Source organism: Streptomyces sp. HmicA12, assembly GCF_000373565.1.
Taxonomy (GTDB): Bacteria; Actinomycetota; Actinomycetes; order Streptomycetales; family Streptomycetaceae; genus Streptomyces.
Map to the genome: position 1 here is coordinate 119,790 of NZ_KB891810.1, position 15,158 is coordinate 134,947.

The following is a 15,158-nucleotide window of genomic DNA, read 5'->3' on the forward strand; positions in this document are numbered from 1 at the left end:
TCACACCTGGCCGAAACACCACACCGCGAGCCCGAGCGACACCACCCCCGCCGCCCCGGTGAGCACCGCGGCGGTCACCGGATGCGCGGCGTCCATCACCGGCTGCCGGTGCAGGGTGCGTGCCCCGGTCCATGCCACGAGGCCCACTCCGAACAGCGCGAACACCGTGCCCGCGAAGAGCGCGGGGGTACTCTCCATCGCTTCGCCTCCCCGATCCCGATCACTGCCGGGGATCCGGATCCCCCGATCCCGGACCCCCGGCCCCTCTGGCACCGGTCGCGGTACCCAGGCGGCAGAGGCTGACAGGCGTGGGCCAACCCCGGGTGAACTCCCGTACAGCGGAGGGCGAAGAGCGGCTAGCCGAGCGGGTCCGGGGCCGGAGAGGGCGGCGTCGCCGGGTCGAGGAAGCCCTGCTCGACCAGGGTGCGGATCTGCGCGGGGGTGCGGTCGCGCAGCAACACGGCCTCCTCGCCCATGAGTTGGGCGATGGCGTCCAGGATCGTACCGGCGCTCAGCGTCCCGTCGCACACGCCCGCGAACCCGGCACCGACCGTGTCCACCTTGGTCGCCCGGAGCATGCCGCGGCCCTGGCGCAGCACGACGTGCTCCGGGTCCTCGGCTCCCGGCAGCCCGACCTGCTCCTGCACGACCTCACCGCTGAGCTTGAAGCTCGACTGGAGCAGCGCCGCGTCGTCGTGCGTGCGCAGCCAGTCGACGCGCTCGAAGTGCGCCCGGACCGTGTCGCCGAGCGGCTGCTCGACGGGGTGCGGCCACTCCTCGACGACGATCGACGGCTCGTCGTGGGACGTCTTGCGCAAGGTGATCCAGCCGAAGCCGACGGCCTTCACCTTGCGCGCCTCGAACTCGTCCAGCCACGCGTCGTACCGGGCCACGTACGCGGCCGGGTCGGTGCGGTGGTCACCGGCGTCGCGCAGCCACAGCTCGGCGTACTGCGTGATGTCCTGCACCTCGCGCTGCACGATCCAGGCGTCGCAGCCACGCGGCACCCACGAGCGCAGCCGCTCGGTCCACTCCTCGCCCTCGACGTGCTGCCAGTTGGCCAGGAACTGCGCGTATCCCCCCTCGTTCAGGTGCTCCCCCGCCCCTTGAACGATCGAGCGGCACAGATCGTCCCCGCCCATCCCGCCGTCGCGGTAGGTGAGCCGGGCGCCGGGAGAGATCACGAAAGGCGGATTCGACACGATGAGGTCGTACGTCGCCACGCCGCTCTCGTCGACGGGCTCGTACAGCGATCCCTCACGCAGCTCGGCGGCCGGCACGCCGGAGAGGGCGAGCGTGAGCCCGGTGATGTGCAGGGCGCGGGGGTTGAGGTCGGTCGCGGTGACGTGGGTGGCGTGCCGGGCGGCGTGCAGCGCCTGGATCCCGGAGCCGGTGCCGATGTCGAGGGCGGAGTCGACGGGCGTGCGGACGGTGATCCCGGCGAGCGTGGTGGACGCGCCGCCGACACCGAGGACGACCCCTTCGTCATGGCTGCCGATGCCGCCGGCGCCGCCGACCGCGCAGCCGAGGTCGGAGACGATGAACCAGTCCTCGCCCTCGGGCCCGCCGTAGGGGCGTACGTCGACGGTCGCGGCCACCTCGTCGTCGGCCGGGGCCCGCAGCCAGCCGCTCTCCAGGCATGTGGCGACGTCGAGCACCCGGTCCAGCCGGGCGCGCGGCACGGGCTGCTGCAGCAGGAACAGCCGGACGAGCGTCTCCAGGGCGCTGTCGCCCCGGGTGGCGCGCAGCGCGGGCACGGTCTCGCTGCGGGCGAGCGCCGCGTAGGCGGGCGCTCCGAGCAGTTCGAGCAGCCCGTCGGCGGTGAACTCGGCTTCGAGGAGTGCCGCACGCAGGGCGCGGGCGGCGTCCGGGCGGTCGGCGGCGGGCAGGGGGGCGGCAGCGGTAGAACTCACGCTTCCATTGTGACCCGAGGCGCCCGCGAAAGACGGCCCCGGCAGCGGCGGCCCGGGAACGGCGGCGCCCCGGGGCAGAAGCCCCGGGGCGCGCACGGCCACGAAAGGATCAGGAAGAAGCCGACGGCGAGGCGGACGCGTTCGCGCTCTTGCAGCTCTCCTGCTGGGACATCGCCTTGCCCACGTCGCCCTCCTCCAGGTTCTTCAGGGCGTCGCTGCCGCTCTGGCTCAGCTTGTCGAGCTCGCCCGCGATCCCCTTGAGGCCCTCGGCGAACTTGGCCTGGTCGTCGGTGTCGAGCTTGTCGACCTCCTTCTTCAGGCCGGCGTACGACGTGGAGATCTTGTCGAGCTCCTCGACGGCGTCCTGCTGCTTCGTCTTGCCGTCGTCGACCGGCGGGGCGCCCGCCTTGTCGACCGCGTCACCGATCGCCTTGTAGGCGTCGGACATGTCCTGGAACGCCTTGGAGTCCGTCTTCTGGACGTCGGCCGGAGAGCTGTTGTCCGACGTCTGGTTCTGGATCGCCGCGTTGGCCGACTCGATCTTCTTCGCCTGCGGCTGGACCGCGTCGCAGACCTGCTTGGCCCAGGAGTTCAGCTTCTCGTTGCTGTCGTCGCTGCAGCCCGACAACGCCAGTACCAGTACCGCACCGCCGGACAGTGCGGCTGCAAGCTTCTTGTTCACCGGATTGGTCCCTTCCATGGCTTACGGCCCCGGAACTTACACGCCGAGCACACGTCAAGCGCACCTCGGGCGTTCGATACGACCGCTTTATTGACCTTTAGCAGCCATTTGCACCAAGGGAGAGAAGGCTCACGGAGGGGTGACTGGGAAGTTCACGGCACGTCAGATCGCGTGCCGTGGCATGCGTGTGGGCGGACAGTGCGTCAAACCGCGCTGTCCGCCCACCTGTTGAGCTACCGCGGAACCGCCCTCACGTGCGCTGCGACGCCACGGCCGGGTCGGCCTGCTTCGGCACGCCGCCCGGATTGCCGCCGCCCTCGTCGTCGTCGCCCCCGACGGCGATGCCGCGCCTCTTGGAGACGTACACCGCGCCGATGATGACGCCGAGCGAGACGACGGCGACCGCGACGCGTACGGGGACGCTCGCGTCCTCCCCGTAACTGAACTTGACGACCGCGGGCGCGATCAGCAGCGCGACGAGGTTCATCACCTTCAGCAGCGGGTTGATGGCCGGGCCCGCGGTGTCCTTGAACGGGTCGCCGACGGTGTCGCCGATGACGGTGGCCGCGTGCGCCTCGCTCCCCTTGCCGCCGTGGTGCCCGTCCTCGACGAGCTTCTTCGCGTTGTCCCACGCGCCACCGGAGTTGGCGAGGAAGACGGCCATCAGCGTGCCGGTGCCGATGGCGCCCGCCAGATACGCGCCGAGCGCGCCCACGCCCAGCGTGAAACCGACCGCGATCGGCGCCAGGACGGCGAGCAGGCCGGGCGTGGCCAGCTCCCTGAGCGCGTCCTTCGTACAGATGTCGACGACCCGTCCGTACTCCGGTTTCTCCGTGTAGTCCATGATCCCGGGGTGCTCGCGGAACTGCCGCCGCACCTCGTAGACCACCGAACCCGCCGATCGCGACACGGCGTTGATGGCGAGCCCGGAGAAGAGGAACACCACCGCGGCTCCGGCGATGAGCCCCACCAGGTTGTTGGGCTGGGAGATGTCCATGACGAGGTTCATCGGCCCGCCGTCGCCGACCTTCTCGCCGACGTCGTGCGCGGCGGTGAGGATCGCGTCCCGGTACGAGCCGAACAGCGCCGCGGCGGCGAGCACGGCCGTCGCGATGGCGATGCCCTTGGTGATGGCCTTCGTCGTGTTGCCGACGGCGTCCAGGTCGGTGAGCACCTGCGCGCCCGCCCCCTCCACGTCGCCGGACATCTCGGCGATGCCCTGCGCGTTGTCGGAGACGGGTCCGAAGGTGTCCATGGCGACGATGACGCCGACGGTCGTCAGCAGCCCGGTGCCGGCCAGCGCGACCGCGAACAGCGCGAGCATGATCGACGTACCGCCGAGCAGGAACGCGCCGTAGACCCCGAGGCCGATCAGCAACGCCGTGTAGACGGCCGATTCGAGCCCGATGGAGATGCCCGCGAGGACCACGGTCGCCGGTCCGGTCAGCGACGACTTGCCGATGTCCCTGACCGGGCGCCGCGTGGTCTCGGTGAAGTAGCCGGTGAGCTGCTGGATGAGGGCCGCCAGCACGATGCCGATGGCCACCGCGACGACCGCGAGGATCCGCGGGTCGCCGTCGTGGGCGCGGATGGCGGCGTCGGTGACCCCGTCCAGGTCGGCGTAGCTGCCCGGCAGGTACGTGTAGACGGCCACGGCCACGAGAACCAGCGAGATCACCGCGGAGATGAAGAAGCCGCGGTTGATGGCGCTCATACCGGACCGGTCGGACCGGCGTGGCGCGACGGCGAAGATGCCGATCATCGCCGTGACGACCCCGATCGCGGGCACGATCAGCGGGAACGCCAGCCCGGCGTCGCCGAAGGCCGCCTTGCCGAGGATCAGCGCGGCGACCAGCGTGACGGCGTACGACTCGAAGAGGTCGGCGGCCATTCCGGCGCAGTCGCCGACGTTGTCGCCCACGTTGTCGGCGATGGTCGCGGCGTTGCGCGGGTCGTCCTCCGGGATGCCCTTCTCGACCTTGCCGACCAGGTCGGCCCCGACGTCGGCGGCCTTGGTGAAGATGCCGCCGCCGACACGCATGAACATGGCGATGAGCGCGGCGCCGAGTCCGAAACCCTCCAGGACCTTGGGCGCGTCGGCCGCGTAGACGAGCACGACGCACGAGGCACCCAGCAGGCCGAGCCCCACAGTGAACATGCCGACGACGCCGCCCGTGCGAAATGCGATCTTCATGGCGTGGTGCGAGACGGTGGTGAGATCCTTTTCCGGCTCACCCTCCGCCGGAGTGGCTTCTCGGGCCGCGGCCGCCACCCGCACATTACTGCGCACCGCGAGCCACATTCCGATATAGCCGGTGACCGCCGAGAACACCGCGCCGATCAAGAAGAAGATCGAACGTCCCGCGCGCTGATTCCAGTCGTCGGCCGGCAACAGAAGGAGCAGGAAGAACACCACCACGGCGAATACACCGAGGGTGCGCAACTGTCGTCCCAGGTAGGCTTTCGCGCCTTCCTGCACCGCGCCCGCGATCTCTTGCATGGATGGAGTGCCCTCGCCCGCCGCGAGCACCTGACGCACCAGGACCCCGGCGACGGCGAGCGCCGCGAGCGCGACGAGCGCGATGACGATCACGATCAGTCGGTTGTCGTCCGTCAGAACTGCGGCTGCGAGGCTTGCGAACTGAGAGGGCTCCGCCATTCGTCCTCCTTGACGCTTGGGCTGAGCTCAAGATGTGGACGGATTGTAGGGAGCGGAACCTGATCTCAACAGGGCGCCGTAAACGGAATTGTTTTCTACCCGGCAGGTGATCGATAAACCCTGATCAAGGAATTCCCGCCGCGCTCCGCTAATTCCCTCAAGGCATTAACCGAAGATCCATGCAGAGATCATCGATCTAGGAAAAGCAAGAAAGCCCCTGTTCACCTTGGCGGCAAACGGAGGCTCGAGCAGAGATTGAGAAAAAGGGCACAAACTCCGGCGCCGCGGAAATCGGTACGCAAACGCCGGGGCGCGACCGCTACGGCAGCAGCGTCGCGGGCAGTGTCGGCCAGCTCATCCGGATGAGTCCGCCGTCCGCGTCCGCGGTGACCTGGACGTCGTCCACAAGACCGCTGATGACGGCGAGGCCCATCTCGTCCTCGCCCTCCGCGTCGGCTTCGTCGAGCGCGCCACGGGCACCCGGCACACCGCCGGTGGGCGCGTGCGACGCCTCGTCCCCGACCTCGATGGAGAACTGCTTCTCCTCCTCGACCAGGGCCACCCGCACGGGCGCCGAGATGCCGCCGGCCTGGTGCAGGCCGACGGCACGGGAGCAGGCCTCGCCCACGGCGAGCCTGACCTCGTCGAGCACGGCCTCGTCCACGCCCGCCCTGCGCGCCACCGCGGCCGCCACCAGGCGGGCCGTGCGGACGTGCTCGGGCAGAGGGCTGAAGCGGAGTTCGACGGTGGCCATGCATCCCCCTCGGACGTACGGGCGTGCTGTCGGGGACCGGGCACAGTTCTTGGCCGCCCGATCCCCGTCTCTCTATCGATCTTCCCGCTGTGAGCCGGACCAGTCGCCCGGCTCACCGCTCGGCCGACTCAGTCGGTCGCCGCGACGGCTTCCTCGACCGAGGTGTGGATCGGAAACACCTTGGTCAAGCCGGTGATGCGGAAGATCTTGAGAATGCGCTCCTGGTTGCAGACCAGGCGCAGCGAGCCCTCATGGGCCCGCACACGCTTGAGACCGCCGACCAGCACGCCGAGCCCGGTGGAGTCGAGGAAGTCCACGCCCTCCATGTCGACGACAAGGTGGAAACTGCCGTCATTCACCAGCTCGACCAGCTGCTCGCGCAGCTTGGGCGCGGTATACACATCGATTTCGCCACCGNCCTCGACGACCGTACGATCGCCGACGGTACGGGTCGACAGGGACAGGTCCACGGATCCTCCAGCACCTTGCTATCGAGCGGTCGCCCCTCGGGGATACCTCGGCTTGATCCCCCGGGACGGTTCGCCAGCCGCGATGGCATTCAATCACTTACCGGCAGGCGTGCACGACGCCTTGGGAGCATTGTCCGTCACGCCAGTGACACACTCGGTGCCGATGGCCAAGAATCACCGATCCGAACGACCCTCGGCTCCCGCCGCCTCCCGCCCTGCTCCCGGGGCGGTCCTGGACAGGCTCGCCTCGGGTCCGAGCAGGGCTGCGCGCATCACCCATACGGAGCACTTGCCCCCTCGACCGGGACGTCATGCAGTCTGGCCGGACCGGATCCGCGCCGAGGTCATCGCGGCCGTTCAGGAAGCGGGTATCGAGCACCCCTGGGCCCACCAGGCACTGGCCGCCGAGCACGCGCTCGACGGCGACTCGGTGGTCGTCGCCACGGGCACGGCGTCCGGCAAGTCCCTCGCCTACCTCGCGCCGGTCCTGTCCGCGCTCCTGGACGGCTCCGAGGCGCCGAACGGCCGCGGCGCCACCACGCTGTACCTCGCCCCGACGAAAGCGCTCGCCGCGGACCAGCGCCGATCGGTGAAGGAACTTTCACAACCTCTGGGTACGGCGATCCGTCCCGCGGTGTACGACGGCGACACCCCGTTCGAGGAACGGGAGTGGGTACGCCAGTACGGCAACTACGTCCTCACCAACCCCGACATGCTGCACCGCGGGATATTGCCCTCGCACCCGCGCTGGTCCTCCTTCCTCAAAGCTCTGAAGTACGTCGTCATCGACGAGTGCCACACCTACCGGGGCGTCTTCGGGTCCCACGTCGCCCAGATCCTGCGCCGGCTGCGCAGACTCTGCGCCCGCTACGGCTCCGACCCGGTCTTCCTGCTGGCCTCGGCCACGGCGGCCGAACCGGCCGTCGCCGCACAGCGGTTGACGGGCCTGCCGGTCGTCGAGGTCGCCGACGACGCCTCGCCCCGCGGCGAACTGGTCTTCGCCCTGTGGGAACCCCCGCTCACCGAGATGCAGGGCGAGAAGGGCGCGCCCGTGCGCCGCACGGCGACCGCCGAGACGGCCGACCTCCTCACCGACCTCACCGTCCAGGGCGTCCGCTCGGTCGCCTTCGTACGGTCCCGGCGCGGCGCCGAGCTGATCGCGGTGATCGCGCAGGAACGCCTGGCCGAGATCGACCGCTCGCTGCCCCGCCGGGTCGCCGCCTACCGCGGCGGCTACCTCGCGGAGGAGCGCCGCGCCCTCGAAGCCGCCCTGCACTCCGGCGAACTGCTCGGCCTCGCCGCCACCACCGCCCTCGAACTCGGCATCGACGTCTCGGGGTTGGACGCGGTCGTCATCGCCGGATATCCGGGCACACGGGCGTCCCTGTGGCAGCAGGCGGGCCGGGCCGGCCGCTCGGGCCAGGGCGCGCTCGCGGTCCTGGTCGCCCGCGACGACCCCCTGGACACCTACCTGGTCCACCACCCGGAGGCCCTCTTCGACCAGCCGGTGGAGTCGACGGTCCTGGACCCCGACAACCCCTACGTCCTGGCCCCGCACCTGTGCGCGGCGGCCTCAGAACTCCCACTGACCGAGACGGACTTGGACCTGTTCGGCCCGGCGACGACCGACCTCCTGCCGCAACTGGAAGCGGCGAAACTGCTGCGCCGCCGCACCGGCACCAAGGCCTGGCACTGGACGCGCCGCGAGTCCGCCGCCGATCTGGCCGACATCCGCGGCGAGGGCGGCGACCCCGTGCAGATCGTCGAGGCCGCCACGGGCCGACTCCTCGGCACGGTCGACGCGGGCTCGTCCCACACCACGGTCCACGACGGCGCGGTCCACCTCCACCAGGGCCGCACGTACGTCGTCAAGCACCTCGACCTCGACGACAACGTCGCCCTGGTCGAACCCGCGAACCCCACGTACTCGACGACGGCCCGCGACACCACCGCCATCTCCATCCTGGAGACGGACGTCGAAGTCCCTTGGGGCGACGGCACGTTGTGCTACGGCTCGGTGGAAGTCACCAACCAGGTCGTCGGCTATCTCCGCCGCCGCCTCATCACCGGCGAAGTGCTGGGCGAGACGAAACTCGACCTCCCTCCTCGTACGCTGCGCACCCGCGCGGTGTGGTGGACGGTCACGGAGGACCAACTGGACGCGGCCCGCGTGAACCCCGAGATCCTCGGGGGCGCCCTGCACGCCGCCGAACACGCCTCCATCGGCATGCTCCCCCTCTTCGCCACCTGCGACCGCTGGGACATCGGCGGCGTCTCGATCCCGCTCCACCCCGACACGCTGCTCCCCACCGTCTTCGTGTACGACGGCCACCCCGGCGGCGCGGGCTTCGCCGAACGCGCCTTCCACACCGCCAAGGAGTGGCTGACCGCCACCCGCGAGGCCATCGCCTCCTGCGAGTGCGAGGCCGGCTGCCCGTCGTGCATCCAGTCCCCCAAGTGCGGCAACGGCAACGACCCCCTGCACAAACGAGGCGCGGTCCGCCTCCTCACCACCTTGCTGAAGCAGGCCCCGTAAGGAGCGTCGCTGTGCGGGGAGAAACCGTGGCGCGGGGTTGCGTCGCGGGGCTGGGCGGGGCTGGTGCGGGGCTGCGTCGCGGGGTCGGTGCCGGGGCTGCGTCGCGGGGCTGGTGCCGGGGCGGCGTCGCGGGGCTGGTGCCGGGGCGGCGTCTCGGGGTCGGTGCCGGGGCTGCGTCGTGGGGCTGGTGCCGGGGCGGCGTCGCGGGGCTGGGCGGGGCTGGTGCGGGGCTGCGTCGCGGGATCGGTGCCGGGGCTGCGTCGTGGGGCTGGTGCCGGGGCGGCGTCGCGAGGGGCTGGCGCGGGACCGTGGCGCCGGGTTGCGATGCGGGGCCGGTGCGAGGCTGCGGCACCGGGCTGTGCTCGTGAGTGGCTCCGCTGGGGCGGCCTGGGAGCAGCCTGAGGGGCGCGTACGGAGCGCCCGGTGGCCCACCCCCTCACTCCGGCTCGGAGCCCGGCCCTGGCGGCCCTGGCGGCCCTGGCGGCAACGGCCCCGCCGGTCCCGCCCGGGCCCGCACCTCGGCCACGAACACCCCCTCCCCCGCAGCCGTGGTCACATCGGCCACCTCCCCGTACACCGCGCACCGCACCACCCGCGCCCCTTGCGCCCGGGCCACTCTCCCGGCCAGGTCACACGCCGGCGCACCGCCTTCCGTCCAGTGATCGGCCGCCGCGAGCGCCGCCAGATCCGCCGCTCCGCCCGCCCGGTGCCGTGCCTGCACCGCGTGCCCCATGGCCAGTACGCCGCCGAAGACCGCGCCCACCGCGGCCAGGACCATGACGACCCACACGGTCGCCGACCCCCGATCGTCCCGCAGCCGCCCACGCCCGCTCCCGCGCCGGACGCCGCTGCCTCGCCGTCGCACGCCTACCCAGCCGCTACCTCGCCACCTCACGTCTCCCCCGCTTCCGTCTCTTCCGTTGCCTCCGCCGTTTCAGCCGATTCAGCCGATTCAGCCGTCTCAGCCGTCTCAGCCGTCTCAGCTGTTTCAGGCGTTTCCGTCGCTTCCGTCGCTTCCGTCGCTTCCGTCTCGGCGGAGGTCTCCTCGGCCGCCGAGACGGCATCCGCCCTCAACTCCACTCCGAGCGGCCCCGGCCCCGACGCCCGCGCCCGGACCGTGACCCTGACCAGGTCGCCCTCCCGGCTCACCTCGACCCGCGCACCCGGCGGGGCGGCCTGCCGGGCGGCGGTGACGGCTGCGCCCTGGGGTTCCTGGCGGGCCACCGCGCGGGCCCCGGTCCGCGCGGCGTCCACGCAGCGGATCTGCGCGGATGCCGCGAGGACCGCCCAGATCAGCGCCATCGTGAACGCCACGAGCACGGGCAGCACCACCGCCGCCTCCGCCGTCACGAACCCCCGGTCTCGGGCCCGGCCGTGACCGGAACTCCGGCACGGGATCCGCCCGCTACCGGTCTCAGAACGAGCCATGGAGCGCCTTCGCCACCAGCGACTGGAGCGCCGACTGCACCAGGTCGCTCGTCACCACCTGGTACAGCACCCCGGCGAATCCCACCGCCGCGATCAGTCCCACCGCGTACTCCGAGGTGACCATCCCGGCATCCTTGCGGGCCGACCGCACACCCCGTGCCCACCGCAGGATGCGGCCCCGCAGTCGCCCGTACGTCGTCGCCCTACGCGTTCCATTCATCTCAACCCCCGTGTGTTTCCTGGAGATCCAGGCAACCCTGGACATCTCACGTACTCGTGCACGTCATGAATCTCATCGACCTCATGGCCCCACGGCCCAGATGGTCCTGATGGCCCTGATGGCCCTGATGGCCCTGATGACCTCGCCGGACAGACCTGCCGGCCGCCCTCGAACCACCTCCCTCCTGCGTTGCCGCCCATCCGCCCGCCTCACCGGCCGCCCAGCACCCCGCCCGCGAGGCCGATCACCACGGGCAGCACCCCGATCACGAGGAAGGCGGGCAGGAAGCACAGCCCCACCGGCGCGGTGACGGCCACCGCGGCCCGGCGTGCCACCGCAGTGGCTCTGCGCCCGCGCTCGGCTCTGCACTCCGCGGCGAGCCTGGCGACGGGTGCCGCTGCCGGTGCCCCGGACTCACCGGCCCGCTCGAAGAGCCGGACCAGCACATCGGCTCCCGGCACCGCCGCCAACTCGCTCCATGCCACGGCTGGTTCACCCCCGAGCCGTATCTGGGCGGCTCCTCGCGCGAGGCCTCGTCCTACAGGCCCGCCCAACGACTCGCCGACCACCTTCGCGGCCCCCACCGGATCCGCGCCCGCCGCGATACAGGCGGCCAACAGATCTGCAGCCAAAGGCAGTTGCCGCACCGCCACCTCGACGTCGACGGCCGCCTTTGCCGGCATCGCCCGCTGCCGCCACCACCGCCACACCGCGACCCCCGCGGCGGCCCCGAGCAGCAGTCCCGCCACTCCGCCGACCAGGACGTACCCGGCACTCACGGCCCCGGCGACCGGGGCCCACCGCCGCACGGCACTCGGCATCCGCACACCTCTCCGCCCCGCGTCTCCCGCGACGACACCCAGCACGACGCGCACCCGCCGCCGCAGCACCCGCTCCCGCCACCGGCCCTCGACCGAGCGCACCAGCCACATCACCGCCACCGCAGCGCACAGCACTGCCCCCAGCCTGTGGACAACTTCCGCCACCCTCACCACTCCAGTCCAACCAGAGACACGGGGCCCCATCGCCCCGCGATTCCGCCGCGAGGCGCGACCGACCCCGCGCAGCCCCGCACCCGCCGGCCAAGGACACCCGGCACGCGATCAGGCGCCGCCATCCCGCTCACGCCTCCGCCCTCCGCACGATCCGCAGCGCCCACCACAGCCCCGCCGCCTCCAACGCCCCGCCCACCACCAGGCACCCCAGCCCGGCCCCGGTGTGCAGCAACACCCGCAACGGCCTTGCCCCCAGAGCCGATCCGAGCAACAACCCGAGCACGGGCAACCCGGCAAGCATCACCGCGGTCGACCAGGAGCCCGCCAACTGGGCTCTCAGATCCGCCCGTTGATCCCGCTCCGCCCGCAGCGCGTCCGCGAGCCGCTCCAGGCCGGCCGCGAGTCCGGCGCCCCGGTCCACCGCCACGTGCCAGCACGCCGCGAGCCCCTGCAGTCCTTCGGCGCCCGGCTCCCCGGCCGCCTCCCGCAGGGCTCCCGGTACCTCCCCGCCGAACCGGGCCGCAGCCACCACCGCCGCACTCCCCGCGGCGGACAGCGCCCCCGACTCCCGTACGGCGACGGCCAGCGCCTCTCCCGGCTGCCGGCCCGCACGCACCTCCCCGGCAAGCACCTCGCACAGCCGGATCACCGCGTCACCACGGTGCTCCCGCACCCGCCGCGCCTCCCTTCCGCGGCGCGCCCGCGCCACCGCGGGCACGGCACAGGCGCCCAGAACGAGTGGCAGCAACGACCACCCCACTCCCCCGATCACCGCTCCGCCGATCACACATCCCCACTCGGGCCGCCCCCTCAACCACGCCCACCACCGCTCGGCCACGCCGCTCCAGGCCGACCGCGTCTCATCGCCCACCGGCCCGCCCAACACCGCCCGGGCCCGACGCACTTCGGCGTCCCGCACCTTCACGGCCCACATCACAGCCACCACTCCGACCATCCCCACGACCACAGCCCCGGACATCCCGACTCCCCCTCAGATCAAGCCCACCCCCTCACTCACTCCTCGTTCGCCGCTCACTCCAGGCGCACCCCCAACAGCCCTCCGAGCCGCTCCCACCCCTCCCCCGGCACGAATCCCCGCTCCCTCCACTCCAGCGCCGGAACAGCCCGCACCCACCCCTGTGGGTCCCGCTCCAGCACCCGCACCTGCGCCACCCGCCGCCGCCCGCCCCGGTCCCGTACGAGATGCAGCACCACCGACACCGCCGCCGCCAACTGGCTGTGCAGCGCGGCCCGGTCGAGCCCTGCCGCGGTTCCCAGCGCCTCCAACCGCACCGGAACATCACCCGCCGCATTGGCGTGCACCGTGCCGCAACCGCCCTCGTGCCCCGTGTTGAGCGCGGCCAGGAGCGAGACGACCTCGGCCCCGCGCACCTCGCCGACCACGAGCCGGTCGGGCCGCATCCGCAGCGCCTGCCGGACCAGGTCGTCGAGGCCCACGGCGCCTGCGCCCTCCTGGTTGGCGGGCCGCGCCTCGAGGCGCACCACATGCGGGTGGTCCGGCATCAACTCGGCGGAGTCCTCGGCCAGTACGATGCGCTCGTCCGGCCCGACAAGGCCGAGAAGCGCGCTCAGCAAGGTCGTCTTGCCGGTCCCCGTGCCCCCGCTGATCAGGAACGAGAGCCGTGCGTCGAGCAGCGCCCGCAGCACCCGGTCCCCGCCGGGCGGCACCGTCCCCGCCGCCACCAGCTCCTCCAGGGTGAAGGCCCGAGGCCGTACGACCCTCAGCGACAGACAGGTGCACCCCACCGCGATCGGCGGCAGCACCGCGTGCAGCCGGGTCCCGTCGGGCAGCCGTGCGTCCACCCAGGGCCTGGCGTCGTCGAGGCGGCGCCCCACCACGGCGGCGAGCCGCTGCGCCAGCCTCCGCACGGCAGCGGCGCTTTCGAAGACCACGCCGGCCCGCTCCAGACCGCCGCCCCGGTCGACCCACACCTGGTCGGGTGCCGACACCAGCACGTCCGTCACCGAGGGGTCGGCAAGGAGCGGTTCGAGCGGCCCCGCCCCCACCAGCTCCGACCTCAACTGACCTGCCACACCGAGCACTTCGGCATCGCCCAGGACTCGGCCCTGCGCCCTGAGCGCCTCGGCCACGCGCGCGGGAGTCGCCTCCGCCCCCGTCTCGGCGAGCCACTGCCGGACACCGTCGAGCATCCGCACCCCGACCACCGCGGTCACGACGCCTCTCCCTGCTCCGCGCCCACCGGTACCCGCTCCCAGAAGCCCGCGCAGAACCGCCCCAGCGCCCCACCACCGCCAGGCCCCGCCGCGCGCGCCGCCATCACCGCGGTGTCCAAGGGGAGTTCACCGGCGAGCGGCAGGCCGAGCAGCCGCGCCACCTCGTCCGCGTCCAGCACCCCGGTGCGCGGCGCACCGCGCGCGGGCACCGTCACCACCCGCAGGTCCCGGACGACCATCCCGACCGCGTCGGCCACCCGGCGAGCGGCCGCGACGGCCCGCAGCTCCGACGGCACCACGAGCAGGCCCAGATCGAGCTGGGCCAGCGCCTCCACCGAGCCCGCGTCGACCCGGCGGGGCAGATCCACCACGACCACCCCGCCCATGCGCCGTCCGGCGGCGAGCACCGCCCGCACAGCCTCGGGCGGCACCGCGCTCAGGTCGCCGCGGTCCCAGCTCAGCACCCGCAGGCCGTGCAGGCGCGGCAGCGACTCCTCCAGGGCGGTGGAGCCGACCCGGCCGCGCGACTGGGCGAAGGCGGGCCAGCGCAGGCCGTCCGCCGCTTCACCGCCGAGCAGCACGTCGAGGCCGCCGCCGAGCGGGTCCGCGTCGACCAGGAGGGTGCGCCGCCCCGCCTTCGCGGACGCCACCGCGAGCGCGCAGGACAGCGTTGACGCGCCGGCCCCGCCCCGGCCACCGACGACGCCGACGGTGAGCGCGGGCCGCCCCACGCCCTCCGCGACATCGGCGATCCGGTCCATCAGCCACTCCTCGGCGTCCGGCAGCATCAGCACGTGGTCGGCGCCGATCTCCACGGCCCGCCGCCACACCCCGGGATCGTCCTGATCACGCCCGACCAGCAGCACCCCGCGCCGCCGTGCCGCGCCCCGCAGCCGCTCCGCCGCGTCGTCCCCGACCAGCACGAGGGGGGCCGCCTCCCACCTCCCTCTGCCTTCCGGCGCCCCGTGCCCGACCTCGGGCCGCACGCCCGCCGCCGCGCACAGCCGCAGCAGGTCGTCGAGGAGCTCCACGTCCTCCGTCACGATCAGCGGTACACGTCGCACGCCCCGTGCGTCACCCGCCCTGACCTCCGTCACGATCCGATCCCCCTTCTCCGCACGCTCGCCCGCCCCCGCGGGCGAGTGGTTCCGCCGCGAAGCCCTCGGCGCCCGTGCGCCGAATACCGACCGCCGGCACAGGGCGGTCTTAACGAACCGGCCGTGAACAGCGGTCCGAACTTCGCGTGCGGAATCACCGTGCAGCGATCCCGGAAATCATGTGGATCTTGGTCAAAAACTGTGGATG

Annotated in this window: 14 protein-coding genes; 1 reads left to right on the forward strand and 13 read right to left on the reverse strand. The window is 72.4% G+C overall.

Annotated features, from left to right (window positions below):
• The 6 genes from B072_RS0121205 to bldG all read right to left on the reverse strand — a co-directional run bounded on the left by B072_RS0121205 (nucleotide 1) and on the right by bldG (nucleotide 6,478).
• Nucleotides 1-198 (reverse strand): hypothetical protein, encoded by a 198-nt coding sequence (locus B072_RS0121205; RefSeq protein ID WP_018531984.1) that lies wholly within the window; start codon nucleotides 196-198, stop codon nucleotides 1-3.
• Nucleotides 199-356: 158 nt separating this feature from the next.
• Nucleotides 357-1,913: a DUF7059 domain-containing protein gene (locus B072_RS0121210; RefSeq protein WP_018531985.1), complete on the reverse strand. Its 1,557-nt coding sequence runs from the start codon at nucleotides 1,911-1,913 to the stop codon at nucleotides 357-359.
• Nucleotides 1,914-2,022: 109 nt separating this feature from the next.
• On the reverse strand, nucleotides 2,023-2,613 hold the full coding sequence (locus B072_RS0121215) for a hypothetical protein (protein ID WP_026246109.1): 591 nt from the start codon (nucleotides 2,611-2,613) through the stop codon (nucleotides 2,023-2,025).
• Nucleotides 2,614-2,845: 232 nt separating this feature from the next.
• Nucleotides 2,846-5,254, reverse strand: a complete 2,409-nt coding sequence (locus B072_RS0121220) for a sodium-translocating pyrophosphatase (RefSeq protein ID WP_018531987.1) — start codon at nucleotides 5,252-5,254, stop codon at nucleotides 2,846-2,848.
• Between the two features lie 319 nt (nucleotides 5,255-5,573).
• Nucleotides 5,574-6,008 carry an ATP-binding protein gene (locus B072_RS0121225; RefSeq protein WP_018531988.1) on the reverse strand — a complete coding sequence of 145 codons (435 nt, stop codon included), beginning with the start codon at nucleotides 6,006-6,008 and terminating at the stop codon, nucleotides 5,574-5,576.
• A gap of 128 nt (nucleotides 6,009-6,136) precedes the next feature.
• Complete coding sequence (gene bldG / locus B072_RS0121230; protein ID WP_018531989.1) at nucleotides 6,137-6,478, reverse strand: anti-sigma factor antagonist BldG; 342 nt, start codon at nucleotides 6,476-6,478, stop codon at nucleotides 6,137-6,139.
• Between the two features lie 82 nt (nucleotides 6,479-6,560).
• On the opposite strand from bldG, the gene B072_RS0121235 reads away from it, so the two are divergent.
• Nucleotides 6,561-9,014, forward strand: a complete 2,454-nt coding sequence (locus B072_RS0121235) for a DEAD/DEAH box helicase (RefSeq protein ID WP_026246110.1) — start codon at nucleotides 6,561-6,563, stop codon at nucleotides 9,012-9,014.
• Between the two features lie 436 nt (nucleotides 9,015-9,450).
• Here B072_RS0121235 and B072_RS0121240 read toward each other — a convergent pair whose 3' ends face one another.
• From B072_RS0121240 to ssd, 7 genes are all read right to left on the reverse strand, one after another.
• Nucleotides 9,451-9,879, reverse strand: a complete 429-nt coding sequence (locus tag B072_RS0121240; RefSeq protein WP_078506509.1) for an Rv3654c family TadE-like protein — start codon at nucleotides 9,877-9,879, stop codon at nucleotides 9,451-9,453.
• Between the two features lie 26 nt (nucleotides 9,880-9,905).
• Entirely contained in the window at nucleotides 9,906-10,364 is a 459-nt protein-coding gene (locus B072_RS0121245; protein WP_018531992.1) for a TadE family protein, read from the reverse strand.
• 64 nt (nucleotides 10,365-10,428) lie between these two features.
• Nucleotides 10,429-10,662 carry a DUF4244 domain-containing protein gene (locus tag B072_RS45990; RefSeq protein ID WP_078506518.1) on the reverse strand — a complete coding sequence of 78 codons (234 nt, stop codon included), beginning with the start codon at nucleotides 10,660-10,662 and terminating at the stop codon, nucleotides 10,429-10,431.
• A gap of 209 nt (nucleotides 10,663-10,871) precedes the next feature.
• Nucleotides 10,872-11,687, reverse strand: a complete 816-nt coding sequence (locus tag B072_RS0121255) for a type II secretion system F family protein (RefSeq protein ID WP_051127249.1) — start codon at nucleotides 11,685-11,687, stop codon at nucleotides 10,872-10,874.
• Between the two features lie 97 nt (nucleotides 11,688-11,784).
• A complete protein-coding gene (locus B072_RS0121260) occupies nucleotides 11,785-12,636 on the reverse strand; it encodes a type II secretion system F family protein (protein WP_018531995.1) in 852 nt (283 codons plus the stop codon).
• 53 nt (nucleotides 12,637-12,689) lie between these two features.
• On the reverse strand, nucleotides 12,690-13,829 hold the full coding sequence (locus B072_RS0121265) for a TadA family conjugal transfer-associated ATPase (RefSeq protein WP_086020383.1): 1,140 nt from the start codon (nucleotides 13,827-13,829) through the stop codon (nucleotides 12,690-12,692).
• A 20-nt stretch (nucleotides 13,830-13,849) separates the two neighbouring features.
• Nucleotides 13,850-14,950, reverse strand: a complete 1,101-nt coding sequence (gene ssd / locus B072_RS0121270; protein WP_018531997.1) for a septum site-determining protein Ssd — start codon at nucleotides 14,948-14,950, stop codon at nucleotides 13,850-13,852.
• Nucleotides 14,951-15,158 lie beyond the last annotated feature (208 nt).

What these genes read in the sequence shown, in the direction of transcription:
- B072_RS0121205 (WP_018531984.1), bottom strand. Translation starts at nt 198, where the DNA reads ATGGAGAGTACCCCCGCGCTCTTCGCGGGCACGGTGTTCGCGCTGTTC.
- B072_RS0121215 (WP_026246109.1), bottom strand. Translation starts at nt 2,613, where the DNA reads ATGGAAGGGACCAATCCGGTGAACAAGAAGCTTGCAGCCGCACTGTCC.
- B072_RS0121220 (WP_018531987.1), bottom strand. Translation starts at nt 5,254, where the DNA reads ATGGCGGAGCCCTCTCAGTTCGCAAGCCTCGCAGCCGCAGTTCTGACG.
- B072_RS0121225 (WP_018531988.1), bottom strand. Translation starts at nt 6,008, where the DNA reads ATGGCCACCGTCGAACTCCGCTTCAGCCCTCTGCCCGAGCACGTCCGC.
- B072_RS0121235 (WP_026246110.1), top strand. Translation starts at nt 6,561, where the DNA reads ATGGCATTCAATCACTTACCGGCAGGCGTGCACGACGCCTTGGGAGCA.
- B072_RS45990 (WP_078506518.1), bottom strand. Translation starts at nt 10,662, where the DNA reads ATGAATGGAACGCGTAGGGCGACGACGTACGGGCGACTGCGGGGCCGC.
- B072_RS0121255 (WP_051127249.1), bottom strand. Translation starts at nt 11,687, where the DNA reads ATGGGGCCCCGTGTCTCTGGTTGGACTGGAGTGGTGAGGGTGGCGGAA.
- B072_RS0121260 (WP_018531995.1), bottom strand. Translation starts at nt 12,636, where the DNA reads ATGTCCGGGGCTGTGGTCGTGGGGATGGTCGGAGTGGTGGCTGTGATG.
- B072_RS0121265 (WP_086020383.1), bottom strand. Translation starts at nt 13,829, where the DNA reads ATGCTCGACGGTGTCCGGCAGTGGCTCGCCGAGACGGGGGCGGAGGCG.